30 protein-coding genes are annotated in these 26,082 nt (G+C 39.6%); 14 read left to right on the top strand and 16 right to left on the bottom strand.

Annotated elements, in window-relative coordinates; genetic code table 11:
• Positions 1 to 131: 131 nt before the first annotated feature.
• Positions 132 to 308, bottom strand: a complete 177-nt coding sequence (locus FPQ10_RS13050) for a hypothetical protein (RefSeq protein WP_186278594.1) — start codon at positions 306 to 308, stop codon at positions 132 to 134.
• Positions 309 to 346: 38 nt separating this feature from the next.
• Entirely contained in the window at positions 347 to 2,305 is a 1,959-nt protein-coding gene (locus FPQ10_RS06990; RefSeq protein ID WP_144162377.1) for an aconitate hydratase, read from the bottom strand.
• 202 nt (positions 2,306 to 2,507) lie between these two features.
• Between FPQ10_RS06990 and FPQ10_RS13195 the strand changes: the two genes are divergently transcribed.
• Positions 2,508 to 2,612 carry a putative holin-like toxin gene (locus FPQ10_RS13195; RefSeq protein ID WP_222103059.1) on the top strand — a complete coding sequence of 35 codons (105 nt, stop codon included), beginning with the start codon at positions 2,508 to 2,510 and terminating at the stop codon, positions 2,610 to 2,612.
• 40 nt (positions 2,613 to 2,652) lie between these two features.
• On the opposite strand, the gene FPQ10_RS06985 is transcribed toward FPQ10_RS13195, so the two are convergent.
• Complete coding sequence (locus tag FPQ10_RS06985) at positions 2,653 to 3,342, bottom strand: aspartate/glutamate racemase family protein (RefSeq protein WP_144162375.1); 690 nt, start codon at positions 3,340 to 3,342, stop codon at positions 2,653 to 2,655.
• Positions 3,343 to 3,432: 90 nt separating this feature from the next.
• Positions 3,433 to 4,317, bottom strand: a complete 885-nt coding sequence (locus tag FPQ10_RS06980; protein WP_144162372.1) for a cysteine hydrolase family protein — start codon at positions 4,315 to 4,317, stop codon at positions 3,433 to 3,435.
• A gap of 141 nt (positions 4,318 to 4,458) precedes the next feature.
• Here FPQ10_RS06980 and FPQ10_RS06975 point away from each other — a divergent pair, with 141 nt between their 5' ends.
• The 3 genes from FPQ10_RS06975 to FPQ10_RS06970 all read left to right on the top strand — a co-directional run bounded on the left by FPQ10_RS06975 (position 4,459) and on the right by FPQ10_RS06970 (position 6,455).
• A complete protein-coding gene (locus tag FPQ10_RS06975; RefSeq protein ID WP_144162369.1) occupies positions 4,459 to 5,109 on the top strand; it encodes a GntR family transcriptional regulator in 651 nt (216 codons plus the stop codon).
• A gap of 12 nt (positions 5,110 to 5,121) precedes the next feature.
• Positions 5,122 to 5,475 (top strand): hypothetical protein, encoded by a 354-nt coding sequence (locus tag FPQ10_RS13300; RefSeq protein ID WP_255439771.1) that lies wholly within the window; start codon positions 5,122 to 5,124, stop codon positions 5,473 to 5,475.
• A 62-nt stretch (positions 5,476 to 5,537) separates the two neighbouring features.
• Positions 5,538 to 6,455 carry an aminotransferase class I/II-fold pyridoxal phosphate-dependent enzyme gene (locus FPQ10_RS06970; RefSeq protein WP_255439768.1) on the top strand — a complete coding sequence of 306 codons (918 nt, stop codon included), beginning with the start codon at positions 5,538 to 5,540 and terminating at the stop codon, positions 6,453 to 6,455.
• 110 nt (positions 6,456 to 6,565) lie between these two features.
• On the opposite strand, the gene FPQ10_RS06965 is transcribed toward FPQ10_RS06970, so the two are convergent.
• The 4 genes from FPQ10_RS06965 to FPQ10_RS06950 form a co-directional block, all read right to left on the bottom strand.
• The gene (locus FPQ10_RS06965; protein ID WP_144162366.1) at positions 6,566 to 7,219 is read right to left on the bottom strand and encodes a hypothetical protein; all 654 of its coding nucleotides are present in this window, start codon (positions 7,217 to 7,219) and stop codon (positions 6,566 to 6,568) included.
• A gap of 263 nt (positions 7,220 to 7,482) precedes the next feature.
• Entirely contained in the window at positions 7,483 to 8,052 is a 570-nt protein-coding gene (locus FPQ10_RS06960; protein WP_144162363.1) for a tetratricopeptide repeat protein, read from the bottom strand.
• Positions 8,053 to 8,153: 101 nt separating this feature from the next.
• Complete coding sequence (locus tag FPQ10_RS06955) at positions 8,154 to 9,116, bottom strand: threonine/serine dehydratase family protein (RefSeq protein WP_144162360.1); 963 nt, start codon at positions 9,114 to 9,116, stop codon at positions 8,154 to 8,156.
• Positions 9,117 to 9,261: 145 nt separating this feature from the next.
• The gene (locus FPQ10_RS06950; RefSeq protein ID WP_144162357.1) at positions 9,262 to 10,302 is read right to left on the bottom strand and encodes a C45 family autoproteolytic acyltransferase/hydrolase; all 1,041 of its coding nucleotides are present in this window, start codon (positions 10,300 to 10,302) and stop codon (positions 9,262 to 9,264) included.
• Between the two features lie 137 nt (positions 10,303 to 10,439).
• Here FPQ10_RS06950 and FPQ10_RS06945 point away from each other — a divergent pair, with 137 nt between their 5' ends.
• From FPQ10_RS06945 to FPQ10_RS06925, 5 genes are all read left to right on the top strand, one after another.
• The gene (locus tag FPQ10_RS06945; protein ID WP_144162354.1) at positions 10,440 to 10,766 is read left to right on the top strand and encodes a four-helix bundle copper-binding protein; all 327 of its coding nucleotides are present in this window, start codon (positions 10,440 to 10,442) and stop codon (positions 10,764 to 10,766) included.
• A 510-nt stretch (positions 10,767 to 11,276) separates the two neighbouring features.
• Complete coding sequence (locus FPQ10_RS06940; RefSeq protein ID WP_144162351.1) at positions 11,277 to 12,227, top strand: ABC transporter permease; 951 nt, start codon at positions 11,277 to 11,279, stop codon at positions 12,225 to 12,227.
• A complete protein-coding gene (locus FPQ10_RS06935) occupies positions 12,220 to 13,164 on the top strand; it encodes an iron chelate uptake ABC transporter family permease subunit (protein WP_144162348.1) in 945 nt (314 codons plus the stop codon). Before FPQ10_RS06940 ends, FPQ10_RS06935 begins: the two co-directional genes overlap by 8 nt.
• A complete protein-coding gene (locus tag FPQ10_RS06930) occupies positions 13,161 to 13,919 on the top strand; it encodes an iron ABC transporter ATP-binding protein (protein ID WP_144162345.1) in 759 nt (252 codons plus the stop codon). The genes FPQ10_RS06935 and FPQ10_RS06930 overlap by 4 nt, the downstream gene beginning before the upstream one ends.
• Positions 13,920 to 13,951: 32 nt before the next feature.
• Positions 13,952 to 14,890, top strand: a complete 939-nt coding sequence (locus tag FPQ10_RS06925) for a siderophore ABC transporter substrate-binding protein (protein ID WP_144162342.1) — start codon at positions 13,952 to 13,954, stop codon at positions 14,888 to 14,890.
• A 205-nt stretch (positions 14,891 to 15,095) separates the two neighbouring features.
• Here the strand turns inward: FPQ10_RS06925 and FPQ10_RS06920 are convergent, their stop codons facing one another.
• Positions 15,096 to 15,341, bottom strand: a complete 246-nt coding sequence (locus FPQ10_RS06920; protein WP_144162339.1) for a hypothetical protein — start codon at positions 15,339 to 15,341, stop codon at positions 15,096 to 15,098.
• Positions 15,342 to 15,530: 189 nt separating this feature from the next.
• Entirely contained in the window at positions 15,531 to 16,388 is an 858-nt protein-coding gene (locus FPQ10_RS06915; protein ID WP_144162336.1) for a YusW family protein, read from the bottom strand.
• 243 nt (positions 16,389 to 16,631) lie between these two features.
• Here FPQ10_RS06915 and FPQ10_RS06910 point away from each other — a divergent pair, with 243 nt between their 5' ends.
• Positions 16,632 to 17,105: a hypothetical protein gene (locus FPQ10_RS06910; protein ID WP_144162334.1), complete on the top strand. Its 474-nt coding sequence runs from the start codon at positions 16,632 to 16,634 to the stop codon at positions 17,103 to 17,105.
• A gap of 442 nt (positions 17,106 to 17,547) precedes the next feature.
• On the opposite strand, the gene FPQ10_RS06905 is transcribed toward FPQ10_RS06910, so the two are convergent.
• Entirely contained in the window at positions 17,548 to 18,831 is a 1,284-nt protein-coding gene (locus tag FPQ10_RS06905; protein ID WP_144162331.1) for an alpha/beta hydrolase, read from the bottom strand.
• 147 nt (positions 18,832 to 18,978) lie between these two features.
• Here FPQ10_RS06905 and htpX point away from each other — a divergent pair, with 147 nt between their 5' ends.
• Positions 18,979 to 19,875: a protease HtpX gene (gene htpX, locus FPQ10_RS06900; RefSeq protein WP_144162328.1), complete on the top strand. Its 897-nt coding sequence runs from the start codon at positions 18,979 to 18,981 to the stop codon at positions 19,873 to 19,875.
• A gap of 45 nt (positions 19,876 to 19,920) precedes the next feature.
• Here htpX and FPQ10_RS06895 read toward each other — a convergent pair whose 3' ends face one another.
• Entirely contained in the window at positions 19,921 to 21,357 is a 1,437-nt protein-coding gene (locus FPQ10_RS06895) for a hypothetical protein (protein ID WP_144162325.1), read from the bottom strand.
• An 88-nt stretch (positions 21,358 to 21,445) separates the two neighbouring features.
• Between FPQ10_RS06895 and FPQ10_RS06890 the strand changes: the two genes are divergently transcribed.
• Both FPQ10_RS06890 and FPQ10_RS13505 read left to right on the top strand, forming a co-directional pair.
• Positions 21,446 to 21,931: a hypothetical protein gene (locus tag FPQ10_RS06890; protein WP_144162322.1), complete on the top strand. Its 486-nt coding sequence runs from the start codon at positions 21,446 to 21,448 to the stop codon at positions 21,929 to 21,931.
• A gap of 21 nt (positions 21,932 to 21,952) precedes the next feature.
• Positions 21,953 to 22,294, top strand: coding sequence for a TIGR04104 family putative zinc finger protein (locus FPQ10_RS13505; protein WP_144162319.1), 342 nt, complete (start codon positions 21,953 to 21,955; stop codon positions 22,292 to 22,294).
• An 86-nt stretch (positions 22,295 to 22,380) separates the two neighbouring features.
• Here the strand turns inward: FPQ10_RS13505 and FPQ10_RS13045 are convergent, their stop codons facing one another.
• From FPQ10_RS13045 to FPQ10_RS06875, 3 genes are read right to left on the bottom strand one after another with little or no spacing between them, the layout of a single operon-like run.
• Positions 22,381 to 22,557: a hypothetical protein gene (locus FPQ10_RS13045; protein WP_186278592.1), complete on the bottom strand. Its 177-nt coding sequence runs from the start codon at positions 22,555 to 22,557 to the stop codon at positions 22,381 to 22,383.
• Between the two features lie 13 nt (positions 22,558 to 22,570).
• A complete protein-coding gene (locus FPQ10_RS06880; RefSeq protein ID WP_144162316.1) occupies positions 22,571 to 23,071 on the bottom strand; it encodes a YwgA family protein in 501 nt (166 codons plus the stop codon).
• A 12-nt stretch (positions 23,072 to 23,083) separates the two neighbouring features.
• Positions 23,084 to 24,382 (bottom strand): HD domain-containing protein, encoded by a 1,299-nt coding sequence (locus FPQ10_RS06875; RefSeq protein WP_144162313.1) that lies wholly within the window; start codon positions 24,380 to 24,382, stop codon positions 23,084 to 23,086.
• A 208-nt stretch (positions 24,383 to 24,590) separates the two neighbouring features.
• Between FPQ10_RS06875 and FPQ10_RS06870 the strand changes: the two genes are divergently transcribed.
• Complete coding sequence (locus FPQ10_RS06870; protein ID WP_186278591.1) at positions 24,591 to 25,844, top strand: GNAT family N-acetyltransferase; 1,254 nt, start codon at positions 24,591 to 24,593, stop codon at positions 25,842 to 25,844.
• Here the strand turns inward: FPQ10_RS06870 and FPQ10_RS06865 are convergent.
• Positions 25,841 to 26,082, bottom strand: a 242-nt coding sequence (locus FPQ10_RS06865; RefSeq protein ID WP_222103058.1) for a hypothetical protein, incomplete at its 5' end; no start/stop codon positions are given. The genes FPQ10_RS06870 and FPQ10_RS06865 overlap by 4 nt on opposite strands.

Here is a 26,082-nt window from a genome sequence, read left to right as displayed (position 1 = left end):
AGTTATGAAATTAGCGTAACTTCATCTTCTTTTAAAAAATAGTAAATTCAGCATCAGACCATGCTAAATTCCATTAAATAAGTAAAAGTAATTAAAAATCATAAAAAAAGCGAGCGTATCTCGCCCGCTTTTTAATCCAATATTCGATTGTTTTCATCTACATTTGCGACTTCATTTGTTTTCCGTTGGTTCGTGGATGATTCAAAACCTGTACCGTTACAGACCGTACACGTGTATTGCCATTTTTCATCATCCATTAACAAGCCGTCTCCGTCGCAAGCTCTGCATCTAAATTCATGTGCACTCATTCCTTGCCCTTCCTTCTACTGAGTATATCGGAAGTCACTTAGGCCATTTTACTTTGACGTTTCTTGACCCAGTTGATGACTCCTCCTTCTAGTAGAATGTCCATATGGCGTTCGGTTAATGCATGAGACACAGGAATCGTTAAGTCTTTTCCTTTCACTTTCACATCGAAATCTTTCTGTTTACGAATGGTTTCGCGAACATTTTCAAATTGAAGGATGTCTCCTTCTTCAAGTTTTTCGTAGTCTTCTTCATTTTTGAAGGTGATTGGTAAGATACCAAAGTTAATCAAGTTCTGTAAATGAATGCGTGCAAAGTCTTTCACCAATGCAACTTGAAGTCCTAAGAACCTTGGAGCCAGTGCAGCGTGTTCACGGCTGGAACCTTGACCATAGTTAAATCCGCCAACAACCGCATGGCCACCTTGATCTTTAATTTCCATCGCGCGGTCATAATACGATTCATCAACAATCTCGAATGAGAACGTTGCGATTTGTTGTAGGTTACTGCGATATGGCAACACTCTTGAGCCACCCGCTAAAATTTCATCCGTTGAGATATTGTCACCCATTTTCAACAAAATCGGCACTTCGAATTCGTCTTTGATTGGTTCGATCTCTGGGATTGAGCTGATATTCGGTCCTTTTTCAAGCTCTGCATGATCTTCTTTACTCTCAACAGGTGCTTCAAGTAGACTTTGTTCTTGTTTCAAGTTTTTATTTTCTGGTTCCTCGATATGCGGATAATCCATATCCAATGTTCTTGGATCGGTTATCTTGCCCGTTAATGCTGAGGCTGCTGCCGTTTCTGGACTCACAAGAAAAACACTGTCCTCTTTTGTACCTGAACGTCCAGGGAAGTTACGCGGTGTCGTGCGTAAGCTGTTTCTTCCTGTCGCTGGTGCCTGCCCCATTCCAATACAACCGTTACAACCGGCTTGGTGCAGACGTCCACCAGCTGAAAGTAGGCTTGCAATATGTCCGTTATCGACAAGGTTTGTCAGCATTTGTCTGGAAGATGGGTTGATGTCAAAAGAAAGTCCTTCGGCGACTGACTTTCCTTTTACAATCTCTGCAGCCATCGCAAAATCACGATAGCCTGGGTTTGCAGAAGAACCGATATAAGATTGATAAATTGGTTCGCCCTCTACTTCGGTTACCGGAACAACATTACCTGGACTTGATGGTAAAGCAATGAGTGGCTCAAGTTCTGATAAATTAATTTCTTCATCAATGTCATAAGTAGCATCTTCATCGGCCACTAGTTCTTGCCATTCATCTTCCCGGCCTTGCGTTTTCATAAAACGTTTTACCTCTTTATCGGAAGGAAATACAGTGGTCGTCGCACCGAGTTCAGCACCCATATTCGCGATGACGTGACGATCCATGGCAGAAAGGTTTTCTACGCCTGGACCATAATACTCAATCACCTTGCCGACGCCCCCTTTTACATCATGGCGACGAAGCATCTCTAAAATGACGTCCTTAGCACTGACCCAGTCCGGCAGTTCTCCTGTTAAGCGAACACCCCACACTTGAGGCATATTGATGTAATACGGTTCACCGGCGATGGCCATTGCCACATCAATTCCACCGGCGCCCATCGCTAACATTCCCATACAACCATTCGCACACGTGTGGCTGTCAGACCCAAGCATTGTTCTACCTGGACGACTTAATCGCTGCATGTGTACCGGGTGACTCACCCCGTTACCTGGACGACTGTAATATAGACCGAATCGGTTTGCCGCACTTCTTAAAAATAAATGGTCGTCAGGATTTCGGTAGTCATCTTGGATTAAGTTATGATCGACGTACTGCGCAGAGGCTTCCGTTTTTGCTTTATCAAGACCCATCGCCTCCAATTCAAGCATTACCATCGTTCCCGTTGCGTCCTGTGTTAACGTTTGGTCAATCTTTAGACCAATTTCTTTTCCGGGAACCATCTCACCTGAAGTCAAATGGTCTTGAATCAACTTTTGTGTAACATTTAGTCCCAATGCCATACTCCTTTCCATTCAATAGGTTATTATTCCTACCCATACTATGTCTATGTGTAAGTTTACCCTTTTTGCCTGTTGAATAAACAAGTGAACAATCAACCGTATCCACCTTACTGCTAGAAATTGCTTATTTTTCAGAAATCCATTTACGAACACACGTTCTTATACTATACTGTGAATTAACACGGAGGTGGATTCGATGGAATACGGTATCTTTCTAGTCATTATTGCTTTTAGTTCATTCATCGTCGCTTTATTATCCCTCATTGTGCAAATAATAATTGCGATTACAAAGAAAAAATAAGACCCAGACGAAAAAATTATCAATTCGTCTGGGTAGCTTATTATTGAATTGCCCATTCTACTGCCTTTTTAGCATGTATAGCTGTCGTGTCGATCAACGGCAATTGGAAATCATCCTCTTTGATGAGTAATCCAATTTCCGTACAACCAAGCACGATTGCTTCGGCACCATTACGTTTTAACTCCTGCATTACTTTTATAAAGTAATCCTTAGAGGAATCATGCAGTTCGCCTAGAACCAATTCCTCGAAAATGATACGATTCATTTCGTCAATCTGGGGATCCGACGGTAAAACTGGATCAATATTTCGTTCCTTCAGTCGATCTTTGAAGAAATCAAGCTTTAACGTGTACTTTGTGCCCAATAACCCTACTCGAGAAATTTGCATATTGTCAGACTCAACAGCAACCGCGTCAACAATATGAAGAAATGGCACTGATATTTTCTCTTCAATCTGTTCAGCAACTTTATGCATTGTATTGGTAGCCAGCAACACACCATCCGCGCCAGCTCTTTCTAAATTCAACGCCTCATTTCCCAGGATCTCGCCAGCTTTTTCCCAATCACCCTGTGCTTGTAACTGTTCAATTTCGTGAAAGTCCACACTCGATATCAAACAATTTGCTGAATGCAAACCACCAAAACGTTGATTTACCATCCGATTGATCATCTGGTAATACGTAACGGTCGACTCCCAGCTCATCCCTCCAAGAATGCCGATTTTTTTCATGAAGGACCTCCCTTCTTAATGGATAAATTTCATTTTCAATTGAAATCAAAATCATGTCATAAACAATCATTTCCCAGGAAATACTGTCGTTTAAAGCTTGAGATCTGTCGAATCAACCAACTGAATTCCTGTTTTTCGTAATTCTGACCAACCTTGCTCAGATACCTCTTCGAATCCAGGGATACAGCTCATTCCATCCGTCAACACGTATATTTGTTTCAAAAATTCATTATCCTCACGGTAATGATCAACGATTTGTTTCACTGACTCATAAACACAATGCGACTCAGCTTGTCCCGCAACGATAATTTTATCGAATTCACGTAAATAACTTAATAATGATTCATCTTTTTCACGACCAACTTCTGGTTGGACAATTCCATACATTTCACTGAACCCTTTTCCTTTAACGACTTTTTTAATCGGGTTGCCATGAACGAATGAATGGAAGTGAATAAACTTAGCGAACTGGCTCTCCAACATCACACCCGTTGTTCCCTCGATACAATGGTACGGCCATATGCATAACTGTTTTTGTCCATTTTCCTCTAATGCCTTCACATAAGCTAAACTATCTTCTTTATGTTTAACAGGCTGCCATTTGCCGGATTCTACATCTTCCACGGAAATAATCGTCATAGGCTCTGGATGATTGCCGTCCTCATCGATCCACCATGCCGCATGGAAAATTTGTTGGATGAAATGCGTATCCAGCGAAACTGCAATGTGTGAAATTTTATTAAAATGCTCATACAAAAAACGAAGTGTTCTTTCTAGATCTTTGAACGAATCTGGTACACCAAGTGCCCCACCTTCCAGAAAGTCATTTTGAAGATCGACACCCAAAAAAAGTATTTTTTCATCTGATTTTGATACCTGTTCGATTTCCGCCAGTTTCGCCAATTCATTTAGATCAACTGGATCATTTTCACCAAAACGGTTGATATCAATGATCTCCTCAAAAGTCGTTTTCATTGTTCCATCCCCCTATATAATGATCTCTCTCCATTATACACAAGAAAGATTTTGTTTTAATTTAAATCCTAAAATAAATAACTTTTAAAATATTCAGTATATTGCGTTGACTTATTTACTGATATCCAATATATTGGATATATGAAAACGCATACAAACTTTAAATCCATTAATAAAATTAGTTTATCCCAACACGTCTATCATGCGATTAAAGATGCCATTATCACCTTGGAGCTAGAACCAGGCCAGAAAATTCGGGATGTGGAACTAGCAGATAGCTTTGAGGTTAGCCGAACCCCCATACGGGAGGCACTCAAGCAATTAGAGTTGGAAGGTTTAGTCGAAACCAGACCAGCTTCTCACACTCGAATCAGCGAAATCGACGAGCAGGAGGTGAAAGAGTCATTCGTCGTTGTAGCCAATTTACATGCGCTCGCCACTAAACTAGCTATTCCTAATATGCTTCCAGAAGATTTATTAAAGTTGAAAGAATTGAACCAACAATTGGCCATAAAGATAAAGCAAAAAAACTCCCTGGAAGCGATTCAAGCAGATGATCAATTTCACAACTTATTCATTCGGTTAGCACGTAACAAAAAGATTGATGAATGCATCCAAAGCTTGCTCCCCCAAATTCGACGATTGGAATATCTCAAATTCGATTCTACACAAGCACAATACTCCATCCAAGATCACGAAAAAATCATTTATTATGTTGAAAATGGCAAAACAGAACAAGCTGCTTTAGCAGTTGAAGAGAATTGGTTAAGTTTGTCAAAACAATTGATCTAAGGAGGAATTTTCATGGAAACAATTCAGCGACTGGAAGTACATGATGAGAAAGTTTTAAATTGGGCAAGAGAGTTAATCGAGCAAAGCCCTTCTGCACGAATGGCTGGTCAGGAAGTCGTCAATGCTGTACGAAGAAATGAAATCTGGCGAGGAGATGAATGCCTGAACTTGCTTGCGCCTGAAGCACCGACAAGTCCAATTGTTCGTAAATTGCTGTCTGCAGAAGTCGGTACAAGGGCTGCTGAAGGTCACATTGGCTCTCTACAACGTTGGTTTGCCGGTACTCAATACATTGATGAAATCGAAGCTTTATGTATGGAATTATTGAAAAAAGCGTTTAACTTAACTATGCAGATCATCGATTAATCGCCAGCATGATTGGAAACTTGACGGTTTATGGAACATTAACAGAGCCCGGAGATACGGTAATGACGATGTCACAGCCTGTTGGTGGCCATTCCAGTAACCGCTCGGATGGTCCGGCAGGAATTCGAGGTTTAAAGATTGAAGATATTCCGTTTGACTCCCATGAGTTAACAGTCGACCTTGATGCATTTGCTGAGAAAGCCAAAGCAATTCAACCTAAATTAGTCACACTAGGTGCTTCCATGACTCTCTTTCCATTTCCGATTCGTGAGATGGCTGACATCGTGTCTGAATGGGGCGGAAAAATTTACTTTGATGGTGCTCACCAACTCGGATTGATTGGCGCAGGATACTTCCAAGACCCTTTGAAAGAAGGAGCCGCCGTAATCACAGGTTCTGCTGGTAAAACCTTTTCAGGTCCTCAAAGTGGAATCATCCTATGGGACGATCCTGATTTGACTCAAGGAATTACCGATACAATATTCCCGGCACTTGCTGCTACCCACCAAGTCAATAGAGTTGCTGCTTTAGCTGTTTCTGCTGCGGAATTTATTGAATTTGGCAAGGAATACATGGGGCAAATCATCAAAAACGCTAAAGCCCTCGCTAAAGGACTTAATGATCGAGGGATTAGTGTATTGGGTGAACACAAAGGATACACAGAAACACACCAGGTAATTGCAAAAGTCGGCGAATTCGGTGGTGGATACGAAGTAGCTAACCGATTAGCTGAAGCCAATATCATCGTCAATAAAAACCTCATTCCAACAGATCGACCTGAAGATTGGGATAAACCAAGCGGGCTTCGCATCGGAACAATTGAAGCAACACGACTTGGTATGAAAGAAAAAGATATGGATTATATCGCTGAATTGATCTCCAAGATTGTAAAAAATGAAGACCAACCAACAAATGTTAAGAAAAAAGTGTTGGATTTGAGAAGGGATTTTAATACTTTTCATTACTGTTTTGAGGAATAATTTGAAAACAAGCGGCGTGTTGGCCGCTTGTTTTTTTGGTTTCTAATATAATGCATCAAAAATCCGTCCAGCTGAGTTTATCCCAGCTAAACGGATTCAGACCCAATCTATTATTGATTTCTCTCTGCTTCATTAGAAAATAACAGGTGCATGAATAAAGCTAAACCTACTATGAAGAACAAGGCAAAGCTCACTATTCCTGCCAACCAATTGGATGTATAATACCCAACTGTGATGGTAACGAAGATGGCAAACAGCATTGCTCCTACGGCACAGGCATATAAAGCTGCTCTTTGGTGCGTCATGTTTTTGTCTACTCTTATTTTTCTAGCGAGTAAAGAGTAAGTGAATAGCATTCCTCCGAGTACAGCATAGAAAAACATCGCCGGTGCTGCTGTCGTGTAAATGCCGAATAATGAAATATTCATAGACATCACTATGCCGAGTAGTAAAAAGCCAATTCCTGCTACCATTCCTGCAATCGATAGCTTATTGGTCATGGATGGATGTACGTGTTGCTCTGTTGACGTTCCATCCAATATATTTTTATTTTCGCAGCGATCTGTAAATCCTTGGAGGTTCTTCGTATTGACGATTGCTTCTTCAAAGGCATCTTGGTCGCTCACTCCGGATTGTTCAAATTCACGCATGCTTTCAGAAAGCTTCATGCTTATTTCTTCTTTTTTCTCTTTTACACGTTCGGTTTCATGTGCTTCGGCGTACAATTCGTCTACATAATCGTCTATTTCTCTTCGATGAGTCATTAACAATACCTCCCATGTTGCAAAACACTCACTTATATTTTGTTCTTGGGTTCGGCTTACTGTTTATTTTCCCGATACAGAGATGTTTAAACACGTTAGCGAGCAAGGAGTGAGCTTATAACGACCTTTTACACGAGTAAAATAAGCTTTACGGAAGGTTGTTGTCCGACAGTCACTACCCCATCTTGAGTGGCCAAATATGTCAGAGATTTTACCCATACTAAAAAAGTGGACCGCATCCTTTAGCGACCCACTCCAAAATTCTATATTTTCGTGCTTTCTAAATACAAAATAGCCTGTTCGGTTGATTCGACAAGTTCTTGATTCCCTTTGCTGCTTCTGATGGTAAGGGCATCTTGAAAGGCTTCCATTGCTTCTTCAGACTGGCCCATTTCCATCAAGCATTTGCCTTTGTGCTGAAAGGCAAAATCAATATACGCTGCGTCATTTTCGTATGCGGTGTGGAGCGCTTGCTCGAATAATGTTAAAGCCTTTGCGTGCTTGTTGGCATATTTTAATGACTCACCAAGACGTATGGTCGCAATGATTTCCTTCGTAAGATCTTTGTTTTCTTTCGCAATTTCCAAGCTCACATTTAAGTATCCGATCGAGCGGTTTAATTTTCCGATCACTCGATAAAGATTCCCCATCGTTCCAGCTAAGAAAAAACGTTCATTGGAATCATCTTCATTGATGAATAAATGTTCCGCTTCATCGATTAATGCTTGGATCTTTTTCTTATCTCGTGCTTTTTCTCGTAAATAGTCATTTTCATCAAAATAGACTAAGCGTGGCACCCATTTTAATTTTTCTCTAAAACGAGCATTTTTCATATGTATCTAGGTTCCCCTTTTCTTTCTAATACGATGATACTAGTATAACGAAAAAAATGTAAACGTCCATAGATTCACAATCTATAGACGTTAGGCTAATTCTATTTCGTTGTTTTCACTAATAGATCGTTTAATTTAAACAAATCCACATTACCTCCGGATAAGACATTCACGACTGTTTTGCCTTTGATGTCTACATCACTGTTTAATGCTGCGGTCAGGGAAACAGCTGCGGACGGCTCAATCACTTGTTTCATTCGTTCATAAACGAAGCTCATTGCAAATCGAACATCGTCCTCTTTTACAACGATGAGATCGTCAATATATTTTTGTAAAATCGGAAACGTTAAATCGCCAGGTTGATCCGTTCGTAGACCATCGGCAATCGTGTTCGCTGGGTTTCCGGCTGTCATAATCTTACCTTCTTGCAATGAGACAGCTGTGTCATTCGCGAGTTCTGGTTCGACGCCATAAACCTTAATGTTTGGGTTGATTTCTTTAATTGCCGTCAAGATTCCTGCAACTAAACCGCCACCGCCGACTGGAACAAAAACGATATCTACATCTTGTACCTGCTCAGTAATTTCTAAGCCGACTGTTCCTTGGCCCGCGATAATATCTGGATGATCGTAAGGTGGAATAAATACACCATCATTTTCTTTTGCGACTTCCTTTGCTTTCGGAATTCGATCTGCTGATGTTGTTCCAGCAAATTCAACCTTCCCATTATAATTTCGAATGGCATTCACTTTGCTCTCTGTAGCGTCTGTTGGAACGACAATGGTGGCAGGAATGCCTAACTGATTCGAAATATAGGCAACGGCCTGCCCGTGGTTACCAGAAGAGGCAGCGGTAATGTATTTTGCGCCTTCTTTCTCAGCATTGATCACCCGGTTCGTTGCTCCACGAATTTTAAATGAGCCTGTTTTTTGCAAATGCTCCGATTTGAAAAGCATATTCGCTCCTGTCATTTCTGATAACTGAGAGGATCGAAGAATACGCGTTTTGTGAATCGTCTCAGCGATTTGTTCCCTCGCTCTTAAAACATCCTCTAATGAGACCATAAAATTTCCTCCTTTTGATTTAATGTACTCATGACCGTTCTTTGAATATCTTGTTCGTCATTTTCCCGATAAACAAGTCGGTTAACCGATTTTTCTATCAACTATAGATAAAAGTCTTCTATAATTCACCCTGAATTAGTCTTTGTCATTCCATATTTGCAATCGGAATATCCGTTTCGAGTTTTCCTGTAAGTGTTGATTGTTGAAAATCATTTCCCTTCAACCATTGTTGAAAATCAAAAACTTCAGGTTGCTGGTTTCCGCCGAGTGATATCCATGCTTTCAACGCTCGCGGTTGATATAGTGACGTATGAATCGTTCCCGACCAGCTTTTATAATTGTCCGAGAAAATCCCTTTGCCCTTCGCATTAAATGTTTCAAATGCTTTCTCAGGTGAAAGCATTGATGGTTTAAGCTCTTTGATTTTTTCGAGCCGTGTTTGGGACTCTTTGATATGATGTCGATTCTCTTTTTCTTGCGTGAGAAAGTGATTGGTACATTCACTTGCTTGCCGTACGGTTACATCTCTTGGACTGGCTTCAATAATATAATGCTCACCAGTTTGATCGAGTAAAATATAACTAAAGGCATTTCGATGCGGCAATTCTTTGATGAGCTGAACGGCTTGATCGACATTTTCACACAGCTCCAAAATCATTCGCGAGATCATATAGCATACGAAACCATCCTTTGTTTTTTTACGATGCGTAAAGTTGTATCCGATCGCTAGGCCGTACTCATTCATGCCATCCATTCGTCCCGTCACTCTTGAGCTTGGTCCAATCACCGCCAGACCTCCATCGGTCGGTTGATAAACCATATACCGTCCATCGTAAGTTACCGGTTGAAAATCATAATTTCTGACTAAAAATTCATCTTGGACAAATACTGAACAGCCGCTTCTTTCTGGTTCCATCCGATATCCACCAAAGTCTCGCAAAATATTCTCAAGTGGTTGTTTAGATCCGTCAGAAATGCCCTCAAATTCATCCCAAATTTTTGGAGCAAATTGCAGAAAAGCTGATTTCGCTTCCTGAACGTCTATGTTGAATCGTGGTCGTTTTAATTTCCAATATTTATGGCGCGTCTTTAAGATAGGCGAGTCGCTTAATTCTTCGCCTTGTCGATAACCCAGTTCATAATGAGTCCCTCGAAATTGTCGTAGATCGCTTTGAATCGTTATCATAAATAATCACCTACCGAAAGTATATCATGAATGCCTGAAGTAATTCTTTATAAATTAAATTTTCTGAAACTGTTTAAATACAAAAAGGTTGGGGATAACTCACTATGTAAGCAATAAAATCCATGGAGGTCATAAACGTGTCTCATCAAGAAAATCAACAATTAATTCAAACACTTCATGAATGTGTTGCAGCATGTAATCACTGCTTTGATGCATGTCTTCAGGAAGATAATGTGAAGATGATGGCTGAATGTATCAAGCTCGACCGCGAATGTGCGGAGATCTGTGCATTTTTCGAACAAGCCCTTTCTCAAAACACAAAGTATAAAAAAGAACTCGCGCAACTTTGCGCACAGGTTTGTGAAGATTGTGCAACAGAATGTGAAAAACACGAGCATGATCACTGTAAAGAATGTGCAGAGGCTTGCCGCAAGTGTGCGGAAGCTTGTAAACAAGTTGCATAATAGAGTTACATTGAGCCTTAAACGTAATTATTATTTCATATCCCTAGTCGCAAAAGTGGCTAGGGATATTTTGATGAGATCCTTTAAATATGTTTGCGAAGACTGATTTTATCGTTGCCGTCTGGTCTTAAGTAGCGATATGGATTCTCTAGGACCGAATTCATTTGCTCGGCGTTCGATCAGGCGTCGAGACGAGTTCTCTTCGACCAAACTCTTTCCTCTTACATGTAATCGGTCGTGGAGTTCTTCATTCAGTAACTACTTGATTTAAATTCAGATGATGAAAAAATTATTGATGTTACACTTTTCTCCTCTCTCATTTCACAAAAAATGTTATATTAATGAGAATAATTTTCATTTACCTCTTGATTTCTTAAAACTTTCATTATAATATTTACCTTAGCGACAATGATAATCATTATCAATTGCATGTACCAGTTTTAAAGAGGACGGCGCATTTTCTTTATTGGCAAACCCTAGGGGAATTACGAAATGAAAGTATGATTAGCAATGAAAATTAGATATTTAGTTATCGCTTTAGTTGTATTCTCAGTAAGCTCTATTTTTATCGGAGTTTCAAGCATTAGCTTAACTGATATTTTCCATTTAAATGAATTTCAGCAACAGATTTTGTTGCACAGCCGACTTCCTCGTTTAATCAGTATCATCATCGCGGGAGCAAGCATGGCCATTTGTGGATTGATTATGCAGCAGTTAAGCCGAAACAAATTTGTTTCTCCAACGACGGCTGGAACGATGGATTCAGCAAGATTAGGTATTCTCGTATCCATGCTTGCATTCTCAGCGGCAAACCCACTCTTCCGGGTAGGAAGCGCTTTTTTCTTCGCTTTGCTCGGTACGTTTTTGTTTATGAAATTACTCGATAAGATCAAATTCAAAGACGCGATATTCATTCCATTGATTGGAATCATGTTCGGAAATATCATCGGTTCAATCACGATGTTTTTTGCTTATAAAAACGATATGATTCAAACGATTACTGCCTGGTTGCAAGGTGACTTTTCGATAATCTTATCTGGAAGCTATGAGCTGTTATACATAAGTATTCCAGCACTATTCATCGCTTACTTTTTTGCGAATAAGTTCACGATTGCCGGGATGGGTGAAGATTTTTCCATTAACCTTGGAATGAATCATAAACGAGTGGTTAATGTCGGGTTAATCATTGTTGCCGTATCGACTTCTGTCGTTGTGTTGACAGTTGGGGTCATTCCATTTTTAGGATTGATCATTCCGAATATCGTCTCCATTTATCAGGGAGATAACTTACGTAGCAATCTACCACATACCGCTTTACTCGGCGCTGTGTTCGTATTGTTTTGTGACATTTTAGGGAGAGTGTTGATTTATCCTTACGAGATTCCAATCGGATTAACGGTCGGTGTGATTGGAAGCGGCATGTTCATTTATCTTTTATTACGGAGAAAAAATTATGCGTAATTCAACCAAACTAATCATTTTATCCATTTTGGCAGTCGTGCTCATTTTAGCCTTCCTTTTCACCGACCTGGGAAGTAACTGGGATTATATTTTGCCAAAACGTACGATGAAAATTATTTCGATAATCTTGACAGGCAGTGCCATTGCCTTTTCGACCGTTATCTTTCAAACAATTACGAACAACCGGATTCTGACACCAAGCATTATTGGGTTGGACTCACTTTATTTATTGATTCAAACATTTATCATCTTTTTATTTGGTTCAACGAGCATGACCTTAATGAATCAACATGTGAATTTCTTTATTTCTATTGTGTTAATGATTTTATTCTCTTTGGCTCTCTATCACTTTTTATTTAAACGAGAAGGAAATATTTACTTCCTTTTATTAATCGGATTGATTTTCGGGACATTTTTCTCAAGTTTATCTGACTTCATGCAAGTGTTGATTGATCCGAATGAATTTCAAATTGTTCAAGATGCAATGTTTGCGAGCTTTAATAACGTCAATACCGAACTATTTTATGTAGCTCTTTTGATCATGGGACTAGCGACATTATACTTTTTGAAATTCGAAAAATACTTAGATGTTCTTTCGCTTGGAAAAGATACAGCCATTAACTTAGGTGTCGACTATGACAGGGTCGTTCAACGACTTTTTATCATCATTGCAATCTTGATCTCCGTTGCTACTGTTCTCGTTGGCCCAATTACTTTTTTAGGCTTATTAGTCGCAAACGTAGCATATGAGTTCTTGAAAACGTATCGACATCGCATACTGATTCTTGGTGCCATTCTGATCAGCATCATCGCTTTAGTGGCTGGCCAGCTGATCGTTGAACGAATTTTCACCTTCTCAACGACGATTAGCGTCATTATTAACTTCATCGGTGGAGTGTACTTCATCTACCTTCTATTAAAGGAGAGTCGAGCATGATTAAAGTAAAAAACTTATCCAAAAAATATAATGATAAAACCGTTGTGAACAATGTTTCCGTCAATATTAAAAAAGGAAAAATTACATCTTTCATTGGTCCGAATGGTGCAGGGAAAAGTACGTTACTCTCAGCCGTAAGCCGACTGATCAAACATGATGTCGGTGAAGTCATGATCGATAAGAAAGAGATCAACAGCTGGAAAAGTAACGAGCTATCCAAAAAGGTTGCGATTCTAAAGCAAGCCAACAACTTGAATGTTCGCCTGACGATTCGAGAACTCGTATCTTTTGGTCGCTTTCCCTACTCCCAAGGTAATTTGACTCAAGAGGACTGGGATAAAGTCGATGAAGCGTTGTCGTTTATGGAGCTTCACGAAATCGAAAATCAATTTTTGGATGAGCTCAGTGGTGGTCAACGCCAACGTGCATTCATCGCCATGGTCATCGCTCAGGACACCGAATATATTTTGCTCGATGAACCATTAAACAACTTGGATATGAAGCATTCTGTACAAATCATGAAAGTATTAAGACGACTTGTTGATGAATTAGGGAAAACAGTTATTCTCGTTATTCATGATATCAACTTTGCATCATTTTATTCAGACTATGTAGTTGCTTTGAAAAATGGTGAGATCATCCGCCAAGGACCAACGAATGAAATCATTGAACAAGGAACATTAAAAGAAATATATGATATGGACATTCCGATTAAACAAATCGATAAATGTAGAGTTTGTGTTTATTTTGCTTAATTAAATTAACAAAAATCAAAGGATGGTTACAGATGAAAAAGTTTCTGTTTATTGTATTGATTGGATTAATGACTTTCGCCTTAGCTGCATGCGGTTCGGACGATGCACAAGGTGATACTGACGATGAGAAAGAGACCATTACAATTGACCACAAACTGGAAGACGGCGTAGAAGTTGAAAAGAATCCAGAAAAGGTCGTTGTTTTTGATTTCGGTATGCTTGACTCCATGAAAGCATTGGATCTTCCTGTTGCGGGAGTACCGAAAGATTCTTTACCAACTTATTTAGAGGAATATGACGCTGAAGACTATGAACATGTCGGTGGCTTAAAGGAACCTGATTTTGAAGCCATTCACGCTATGGATCCTGATTTGATTATTATTTCAACTCGTCAACGAGATGCTTATGAAGATTTCAGTGAAATTGCGCCAACCATTTATGTGGAATTAGACACAGATAACTATATGGAATCATTTGAACATAATGTTGGTTTACTTGGAAAAATCTTTGACAAAGAAGACAAGGTGCAAAAAGAAGTCGACAAAGTGAATGAACAACTTACAGAGCTACAAGATAAAGCTGAGAACACTGAGGAAGATGCACTTGTCGTTTTATCAAACGGTGGTAAAGTCAGTGCATTTGGACCTGGTTCACGCTTCGGCATGGTGCATGAAGTATTCGGTGTAAAACCAGCTGACGAGAATGTTGAAGTTGCTCAGCATGGACAGAACGTTTCATTTGAATACATTGTCGACCTAGATCCAGACTACTTATTTGTCATCGACCGGGATGCTGTTGTCAATGACCAACCAATGGCTCAAGAAACAATCGAAAACAAATTAATGGAAAATACGACAGCTTATCAAGAAGACCAAATTGTCTACCTTGATCCAAACTACTGGTATTTATCTGGTGGAGGAATTATTTCAGTATCTGAAATGATTGGTGCTGTCAGCGAAGCGATTGAATAAGACACGACAAAAAAAGGCTTCAATCATCAGTTATTGATGGTTGAAGCCTTTTTTGGCTTTGCTTATTACCACCACATTCTCTTTAGTGACGAGCGAATCATCTTTGCAGTTAAAAAAATCAGTCTCTAACAATGCTTTCCTGCTAGCATCGTTAGAGACTGACCCCTTACTACTGAACATGCCGATTGATGTTTAGCTAAACTGCCTATTCACCCTGCGACTTTCCTTGTAATTTATTATAGTATTGCACACTCGTCATCGCGCCTTCACTCACCATTTCGGCATCTTCTACATCCGACGGCTTGCCCCAACTCTTCACATCGGTTTTGTTAATCATATTTAGCCCTTTATTTAACTGCTTTTTTAACTTCTCACGGTTTTCGCTTTTTGACAGATATGTCGCTCCAGCAGCAACACCTGCCACACCTAGTACTTTTGATAATTTTCCCATTGATATCACTTTCCCCTCATAGAAATATTGAACCAATGAACATGAAATATTGACAAAATTCTTATATTTATTATCTCATATTGGTATACATAAATAAACTTAAACCAACTTATACGGGTTTTTAACAATGAAATTGACAAATGGTCATAAAAAATCCCGATGTAATAGACACCGGGAAATATTTACACATCAATCGTCTACGTCGTAACTTAGGTTAATCTCTTCTTCATTATCGTACTTGACTTCAAGCTCGAATTCCTGAATGTCATTTTCGTTGATATCTATCTGTCCAAGTACATTTTTCTTTATTTCAGCAAAGCTTTGATCGGAGGAAATCTCTACATTTTCCAATAGTTTCTCAATTTCTTCATGAGCACCTTCTGTTTCTTCACCGTTCGCTTTTTCGATAACAGCTTCACCGCTTCGTTCATAGTCATATTCCAATTCATCATTATTGTTTTTGGTCACTGAGAGATTAAAACCAAGAATTTCACCATTTCCTGGGCCTTTTGCTGTTCGATGTTCAACGCTATATTGAGGTCCTTGCTTATAGTTCGTTTCCAATTTATAATCCGCTAAATTGGTTATATCAATGTTGATATGACTTAATGTTGCTTCAACCATATCATCTATCGGCTGATTCGGATCAATATGTGCAAATCCACGTAATTCTTCCAAGTCAGCTTTTGCGTCTTCTCCAGTAATCTCTTGTGTATTTCCATTTCCTACTTCGATCTCATACTCATTATCCTGTGAATCATAAGAGTAGTCATACTTTTCTTCGTTAATTAAATCAATCTGCAACTCATATCCGACAATGTCACTCTCAGAAAGTTGTTTTGAGTCACTTGTATCTGTTTCATTGCCATTTCCTTGATCCGTAGTTGTGTCTTCTTTTTCAGCCTCGTTGCCATTCTCCGTATTTTCCACTTGAGATTCAGAACTTTCTCCTGAGGAATCATTAGCATTCTGTTCCTCACCAGAATTACATGCGACTAAAAAGCTTGTAATAAGAAACGTCATTAGAGCAAAATATACTTTTTTCATAGTTGTTCAGCCCCTTTCTTTCTGTCTTTATTTTCCCGCTTCATACCTGGGTTAATCTTAAAAACAAAAAGAAAAGGTTTTTTGCTAAGTAAAGATGATGTGGAGAGAATTTAGTTTACAGTATAATTGTCATTTAGATTTTAATAACAAATATCATATAATTAAGATGAGAGTTTGTGAAGATACATACTTAAACGATTGGGGCAAAATTGATTAAGAAGAAAGATTAGGAGTAGATGATCAATGTTATTATTCTTACTTTTTTATATTTTGGTTATCCCAATCTGCGTTCTATTGCATGAAATAGGACATGGCATTGGTGTTGTCACCACTTCAAAGTCTAATGCACATGTTTATTTAGGAAATAGAAATAAGGAGAATAAAGAAAATTTCAGAATCGGTAGGCTTCATTTTCATATAAATTGGTCGTATGTAGGTTTCGTCGCTTGGGAAGGGAGATTAAAGAAACATCAGAAGGCTGTTGCTTTGGCTGGTGGTCCAATAATGTCTTTGGCACTTGTGTTTTTATTCGGGTTGATAGCAGTTTTGGTACCACTTGATGATTTGCGTTCATTTTTTTGGGGAGCAACAATATTTAACCTTATTCAGTTTATTGCAACGGTTATACCAATAACATACCCTCGCTGGATGGGCGCATATAACGGACATCCGTCTGACGGTTTGCAACTGCTACAATTGGTAAAAAGGAAATATTAGTCAAATCACCATACTAAACAAGCAGATGCTTAAAGGAAACAATATAGAAAAAATTAAAACGCTTGGATTATTTCCAAGCGTTTCCGTGTATTATTTAGGGTGTTACTATTCGTTTTTTATGAAATTTAATGTGATATTGTACTTTTTCTACATGTTTTCTGAACTACTTAAGGTTTTTGCAGCCTCTTCTTTTGACATTCTATTGATCAACCTTCAATTGACGCCAAAACATCGAAGAAACTAAAAGACCTCCAACACTAATAAAACGAAAAATAGACAAACTGTAAATACGACACCACTTATATATTTTCTTGAGGGGTCTATTCCTTTTTTCTTAAAAAATATTCCCATAATAATCGTGTATATAACCCCTGCTAGTAACGAGGTTGAAAGTGTTTTTAAAATCATTTGTAAACTCCTCCTCATGATAAGTCTTAGTCATTCATTCTTCATCGAGTTTTGCGAGAAATGCCTTAATGGATTCCTTTAATTCATCTGCAAGAGGTAAATTCGGTTGGTTATATGTCTTCAGATTTTCGCTTCGTTCCATTGGCGCAGGCTTCAATACATGGTTCATGCCTTCAATGATTTTTAATTGTGCATCTTGAGCCTTAGAATGGAGCATCTCAGCAGCTTCGACAGGCACTTGAAGGTCCGTCGACCCATTGATGATTAACATTGGAATACTCAACTGGCTAATTTCAGTCACCGGATTATAGTTCATCCAAGAGATTAAAAATGGTTGAACACTTTTGCGAAAAGTGCTCTCCAGTGGTTGACTGATATCATCTACTTGATGGCCATCACGAAGCTGCTCAATGATTTGTTCAGCTTCTGTTAGCAGATCGCCATCAAGTTGAGCGGAAAGCTGCTCTTGTAGTACTTGATTGATTGGCCTTCCTGCACCAGCTAAGGAGATAAAGGCATCGATTTCTACTTGTTGGGCGGCTGTCATTCCGACTAACGAACCTTGGCTATGACCGATGACAATGAGACGCTCAAAGCGGTCGTCTGCTCGTAATTCTTCCAACCAAAAAACCGCGTCATCAATGAAGTCATCAAATGAAAGGGTCTCTTCATTAATGACCGCATCTTGATTTAATCCAGCACCGCGTTTATCGTAACGTAAGCTTGCAACATTCTCTTCACGCAACGATTCCGCAACCATTTTTAAGCTGTTGTTCGTCCCCGCAGCTGAATTTCCATTTCGATCGGTTGGACCTGAGCCTGGAATGATTAATGCGACTGTATCTGTCTCTTTTTCAGGAAGCAATAATTCACCTGATAATTTTCCATGATTTGTTTCAACGGAAACGATGTCGCTTGCAGTGTCTTCAGTCGATGATTCATTTTCGGGCGAGCGTTCTAAATAAAACGGAAAAGTTGCACCTTGCTGATGAAATTCACCTTCAATAAGTTCAGAAGTAACTTTACTGGATTTGAATCGAATCACTTGTCCAGGAATTTCCATATCAAAGGAAAGTTCTTCGTCTTGAAAGCTCATGTTGGATAAACTGAACCCTTGGATATTTTGGGGTGGAATAGTAATTGTTCCGGTTAACTCTTCGTCATGATCGAATGTGATCTCAATCGGGAGTGGAGCGTTTGGCGTTTCAATTGCACCGTACCAATCCCCATTAATTTCCGGCAATTCTTTCGAGGATTCATTGTTCGAGCATCCAACACATAAAATCAGCAATAGAGCGACTAACGTATATTTGTTCATTTATGTACACCTCTCACTAGTTATACGATTTAAGGAATCAATCCGTTTCAATCTTCAAAGAATATTCGCTTCAACATGGTTGAAATCTTTTCATCCATGTTATAATAATAGCAAGATATGTATTGAAAAGACATAGGGGGAACAGTTTTGGGTAGAAGAATATTAATGTTTATATTGACGAACATACTCGTATTGACGACCATTGTTATTATCTGGTCGATTATTACGTCCTTTTTTGATATCGGTGGCATCACCAACGCTCAAGGTGAAATCAGTTATGTCACATTAGGGATCTTCAGCTTGGTGGTCGGTTTTACCGGCTCCTTCATTTCACTTGCCATGTCACGATTTATGGCGAAAAAAATGATGGGTGTACAAGTCCTTGATCCGAGCGATGATTTATCAACTGAGGAACGTCAACTCGTCGAAAGAGTTCACCGCTTAGCTCGTGCTGCTGGCTTAATGCATATGCCAGAAGTCGGGATTTACCAATCACGTGAAGTAAACGCTTTTGCAACAGGGCCAACGAAAAAACGCTCATTAGTTGCTGTATCCAGCGGACTTTTACAGTCAATGGATGAAGACGCCGTTGAAGGTGTTTTAGCTCATGAGATGGCTCACGTAAGTAATGGCGATATGGTTACCATGACGCTTTTACAAGGTGTCGTAAACACATTTGTCGTGTTCTTATCTCGTGTTGCAGCGATAATTGTTTCGAGATTCGTCCGTGAAGAAATGGCTTACGTCGTACGTTTTGCGGCAATCATTATTTTCCAAATCCTTTTCTCCATACTCGGAAGTATCGTTGTCATGGCCTTCTCGCGTTATAGAGAGTACCATGCAGACCGAGGTGGCGCAGATTTAGCAGGGAAAGATAAGATGATTCATGCACTTGAATCGTTGAAAAATCAAGTAGCTGCTGATGACCGTCATGATGATGCAGCGATTCAAACGTTGAAAATCAATGGAAAAGGTGGATTTGCTTCACTCTTTTCTTCTCACCCAGATTTGGATGAACGTATTGCTCGTCTACGTGCAAAATAAGCAACATCCCGCCACACGTTTGGCGGGATTTTTTATTGATTTCACTTACCAAATGAGTACGGCGACAATCGTCATCACAATTAAACCGACCATGACCGGTAAAAAGTTTTTCCTCACCAATTCCATAACCGAAATTCCACTAAAACCGGCGATTGCGACAAGGGATGACCAGGCGACAATTGTTCCGCCTCCCGTCCAAATCGAACCAAGCTGACCGATGGCTGCCAAGGTTTCTGGATCAATGCCATTTGTATTTAGCGCACCAGATAAGGCACCGGTCAAAGGCAAACCTGAAAATCCTGAACCATCAAGACCTGTAATAATTCCGATGATTAAAATTCCGAAGGCGGTTAAAAAAGCACTTTCTGGTATGGCATTTTGGCCTGCCTCCACTAACTCAAATAGTAGCGCTGGAGCCGTCGCATCCTCTCCCAATGAAAGAATACTTCCGGAAAATTCATTACTTCCGAGGAAAAAGAAGCCAGCAATTGGGATAACTGGACCCATTGCTTTGAAAGCAAACACGAAACCGTTTGTGATATGCTCACTGATATGATCAAACGCTTTCCCTTTCCCATAGGCTACAGAAGCGGCCGCTAACAATAACACGGCAACTCCACCGATAAAGGCAGCACCATCGCCTCCATCCAGTTCACTCGCTCCCCCGCTATTCACTTTTGTATAAACCATAAAGAGCATGACGAGTAACATTGAAATCGGAACCGCATAGGCAAAAAACTTTCTCCATACGGGAAGGTTTTTTGTTTGTAATTTTCGTGTCGTGATTTCTTCCTCTGATTGACCAGGTAGCTTCTTCATTTCCTTTTCGTTGAGCGGATTCTCTGGTTGTTTGATTTTTTTATAAATCATTAGATAAGCTATACCAATCGCAATCACACCTGCGATCAGTGAGAGAACTAACGCTTTATCAGCAATAATCGCCGTCTCCAAATTACCAGCAGTTGCACTGATGGTCGGAGCAATTTGAATAACATAATCGGATGACAAGGCCATTCCCTGTCCGGCAATCGCAATCGCCATAGCTCCTCCTATAACCGGCAATCCAGCCCTGACTGCTGCAGGTAACAACAATGCGCAAATCAGTGGAACTGCAGGCGTCGGCCAAAAGAACAATGAAATGACATATGTCACAACGACCAAGACAAAGAAAGCCAGGTGACCATTCACCATAATTTTTTGAATCGGCTTAATCATTTCCTGGTCAGCACCGAGATCTTTCAATGCATATAATAAGGCTACCATAAACGTAATAATCAAAAATATATTGAATAGTTCAGTCGCTGCCGTAAGATTGGCATTGAAAACAGACGTAAAACCAGTCACCAAATTTCCTGTCATCATCCACGCAACAATAAACGTACCTATTAATGTAGGCAATACAACGCCACGTCTCATCACCATTGTGACAATGACAACGAGCGTTACGAAAGCATACATCCCATGAGCTAAGGTTAATTCCATGATGACGCCCCCTTTTTGAGCATCATATGCACTTACCTAGGCGTGGGTGACTGATGATAAGTGCGAGCTGACTGATGATAGGCGGGCGATGACTGTCGATAAAATGCTCCTAACTGTTGATAAGCGCTCGATGACTGTCGATAAACCGCTCCTAACTGTTGATAAGCACGCGCTGACTGTCGATAAAACGCTCCTAACTGTTGATAAGCGCTCGATGACTGTCGATAAACCGCTCCTAACTGTTGATAAGCACGCGCTGACTGTCGATAAAACGTTCCTAACTGTTGATAAGCACGCGCTAACTGCTGATAAACCGCTCCTAACTGTTGATAAGCACGCGCTGACTGTCGATAAAATGCTTCTAACTGTTGATAAGCGCTCGATGACTGTCGATAAACTGCTACTAACTGTTGATAAGCGCTCGCTGACTGTCGATAAACCGCTCCTAACTGTTGATAAGCACGCGCTGACTGTCGATAAAATGCTCCTAACTGTTGATAAGCACGCGCTAACTGCTGATAAACCGCTCCTAACTGACGATAAACACACACGAACTGTTGATAACTTTACATAGATTCAAAATTCATTTTTTGATATGCTAAATGCAGATAAAATTTATGGAGTGAATCCAATGTCATTACCTACTTGCCAAAATTGCAATAACCAATGGACGTGGAAGATGACCTTTCTCCAACTTCTACGATTCAAACGAGAATTGACTTGCCCTTATTGCGGAAAAGCGCAATATCAATCAAAAGACTCTCTATGGAAAATGAACTTCACAGGTATAGGCCCTTATATTTTGCTGCCTATCCTATTTGGTTTGTCGATTCCGTTACCGGTCATCATTAGCTACAGCGTAATTATCATTCTCCTATTTTTTCTCATTTCACCGTATCTCATGGGCTTATCAAATGAAGAAGAACCCATATTCTAAAATTAAATGGCTAGTTACTACGCTTTTTTACTCCGCAATAAATAAAAAAGCGAACCGCCCTAAGCGATTCGCTTCTTCTCAAATATTTATAAATACATAATTCCAAAATAGATCACTAAAAGAATAATTGCAATCAGAACAATCAAAGCAATCCATGGACCTACATTCCCTGGTTTTCTCTTGATTTTCACGATCGAATACCAGGTAGATAAAACTAGAGTGACAAGTATAAATACAAAGGCAATCAGCATAAGTGAAAACATCGGTTACGTCTCCTTAATGCGGTTGTTTGATTCGCTCAATAAAGGCCCAAGCATCACGAAATTCTTCTTCCGTGAAATTTTGTTTACTTTTAACAGTCAATACTTTTTCTTCTACTTCGATTTTTGGAAGGTTATCAAAGTAAAGCATCGTGGAAACAAGCTCCAAAAAACGAGAAGAGTTTGCATTCATTTCATCGATGAGGGCAGAAATGTTTGGTAGTTTCGGTTTCGTTTGATCCAAAAAAGAAATACCTTCATCCGTCAGTTGATATCTATATTGATGATACCCTTTTTCTTTTTCCTTATTCTCTCGGATAAATCCTAGATTCGACAATTCTTCTATACGTGTAGACAATTCCTCGGAGTAAGGACCATAAAAATGAAAAGAATACCGTTCTGAAAAATCAATTCCGTTTTTCTTTAAAATATAGATCATTTTTTGCAGGCGTTTCCGTCCGACAACTTCCTTTGCTTGCTCAAAAAATGCTAACAGTTTGGCGTGATCCTCTAACATTCTACTCGACTCCTATCCTCTTAAAATTTCCAAGATTCGTTTCTTAGCTTGTGATTCTTCGGGAAGTTGTTCAATTAAATCTTTTGGAAAATACAACTTATGATCTGTTCTCTTCTTACCCGAAATTGCCTCTACAATATCAGATAGTCTCGATAACTCTTTCAATTCTCCGTTCGGGAACAGTAAATGAATCGGTAGGCGTTCTTCTTCCTCACCCGGTCGGTAAAAATCATAAGGCAAGTCAGATGAGGAATCGACTTCCAAGTAGTACGCTGGGTCGATGCCCGCCTCTGTAAAGGCTTCCTTTAATTCAATTAATTCCAGATATCTATTTCCTGGATCGAACTCAATATACTTGAACAAATCTCGATTGACGAAACGTCGACAGAGATTCGCTAAAATTTCATCTTCTTCTTCCTGCCAGATCTGAAAGTAATAATAAACGATGTTTTCATCTAACTTCAAATAATCCTCAACTGATATCTCTTTGTTAAAGAAACTTTCAAAGTGGCGTGGTTTCAATGCAAATTGATATTTATTGCTGTGATAAAGGTGCATTGCGCGGTGCAAGATTTTTGTCAAAATCACTTCTGCACTTCGCGTCACAGGGTGGAAATACACTTGCCAATACATTTGATAGCGGCTCATAATATAATCCTCCACCGCATGCATGCCACTTTCCTTAATCACTAACTGATCCTCGAGTGGTCGCATGACACGCAAAATCCGCTCCATATCAAAATAACCGTAACTAACGCCCGTGAAATACGCATCACGTTGTAAGTAATCCATTCGGTCGGCATCGATTTGACTCGAAATTAAACTGACGACAAGCTTGTTCGCATACGTTTTATTGATCACATCTGCGACATCTTGAGGAAAGCTTTCATCCACCCTACGTAAGACTGCATTCACCTCGGTATTTCCGAGGATAATCGCACGGGTGAATTCCTCATGATCTAGATTAAATACTTTTTCGAATGAATGGGAAAAAGGACCGTGGCCCAAATCATGAAGTAATGCAGCACATAAGCAAACTAACCGCTCGCTCGGATCCCATTCTGGCTGATCACGAAAGTTTTCAAGAATTCGGCGGACGATTTCATAGACGCCCAATGAATGGTTAAAACGACTATGTTCCGCTCCATGAAACGTCAAATTAGTTGTACCAAGCTGCTTAACACGCCTTAACCGTTGAAATTCCGCGGTACCTACTAAATCCCATATAACTTTATCCCTGACATGAATATAACGATGGACAGGATCTTTAAATACTTTTTCTTCCGTTAGTTGCTCATCACGATATGGCATTTTTACCGACCTTTCTCTTCTATTCGACCAATCATTCTCTATATTATAGCGTTTTTTTAACAGGAAAAAAACACCTTGACAACGTACCGCACAATTATTTCACGGTCCAAGTCTTTGCAGGTATGCTTTTACACACTTTTTATTTTTCAGAAAAAAATGTACGATAATAGAAGAAATGAAGTCATGAATGTTGAAGGAGGAGCTACATATGCACGAAGTAAAACGATTGAACACTGACCATGCAACAGATTTAGTGACACTTGGACAGCAAGCATATACAGCCAATGCTACAGATTCAAAAGAAAAACTAGATGAGATTATTGAAAAAACGAAAAAGAATTTAGCTCGTGACGACCGCAAATACTATGGGGTTATGCAAGCCGATAAACTGATCGGTTCCATGCAGTTGTTCGACTATGAAATGAACGTATTTGGTCATTTTTTGAAAACAGGCGGATTGAGCTCTGTCGCCGTCGACCTTTTGCATAAAAAAGAACGCATCGCTAAATCAATGGTTGAGTATTATTTAAAGCATTACGATGAAGCTGGATACACATTTGGTGTACTCTACGCATTTCGACCAGATTTTTATCATCAAATGGGCTTCGGTTATGGTACGAAAATGGATCAATATCGAATTGCGCCCCATGCATTCCCGAATTTTGGCTATAAAGGCGATCTTGTCTATTTACAGGAAAAAGATTTAGATCTGCTCGTTGATTGTTATAATCGGTTTGCTGCACAACATCATGGCGCCATGAAAAAAGTAGCAGAACAATACGAATGGATGATTCAAAAGCCTAATTTCAAATATGTAGGGATTGAAAAGAATGGTCAGTTGACTGGCTATGTCGTCTTCTCCTTCATGAAGCGTGAAGATGCAAATAACACGCTATCCAATAACATCATGGTTCACGAATTTGTTTACACGGATGATGACGCCTTACGACAATTATCTACCTTTTTGCATTCACAAAAAGACCAAGTCCATCGAATATTTTTCCAGACACAAGATGAAGCATTTCACCATTTACTGACGGATCCACGAGACGGCTCTGATAACAAAATTCCTTTCGTATACCATCAGACAAATGTTTCGGGCGTCGGATTGATGTACCGGGTCATTAATGTAAAGCATCTTTTCATGAATTTAAGTGACCACCGATTTGGACAATCGAACTTGACGGTGACATTTGATATTCAGGATTCTTTTTATCAAGCGAATGAACAAGAAGTCACTGTAAAATTTAATGCAGGAAAACCTACTGTTATCCAAGGTGCCAAACCCGATGTAAACGTGACAATCGACATTGCGGATTTCTCCAGTCTCGTCATGGGCGTAGTTGATTTTGATAGACTTCATTTGTATGGAAAAATTTCGCTAGATGATTCGTCTTATGTTGAAAAGCTGACCGATCTTTTCCATACGAAAGAAAAACCAATCTGCTTGACGAATTTTTAAGTGAATCCCCCACCCTCACTTTCGATGAGTGGGGGATTTTTATGCTTGTCCGATGTTGTAGCTGAGTGGCTATCGACAGTCCCAACACTATCTTCAGCAGTCACAGTGCTAACTTCAGCAGTCCCAACACTATCTTCAGCAGTCTCAGCGCTATCTTCAGCAGTCTCAGCGTTATCTTCAGCAGTCCCAACACTATCTTCAGCAGTCTCAGCACTATCTTCAGCAGTCACAGCACTAT

The sequence above is a fragment of the Allobacillus sp. SKP2-8 genome, from assembly GCF_007559355.1.
In the GTDB taxonomy this organism is placed as follows: Bacteria; Bacillota; Bacilli; order Bacillales; family Alkalibacillaceae; genus Allobacillus; species Allobacillus halotolerans.
This window is presented reverse-complemented; position numbering and strand designations above follow the sequence as displayed.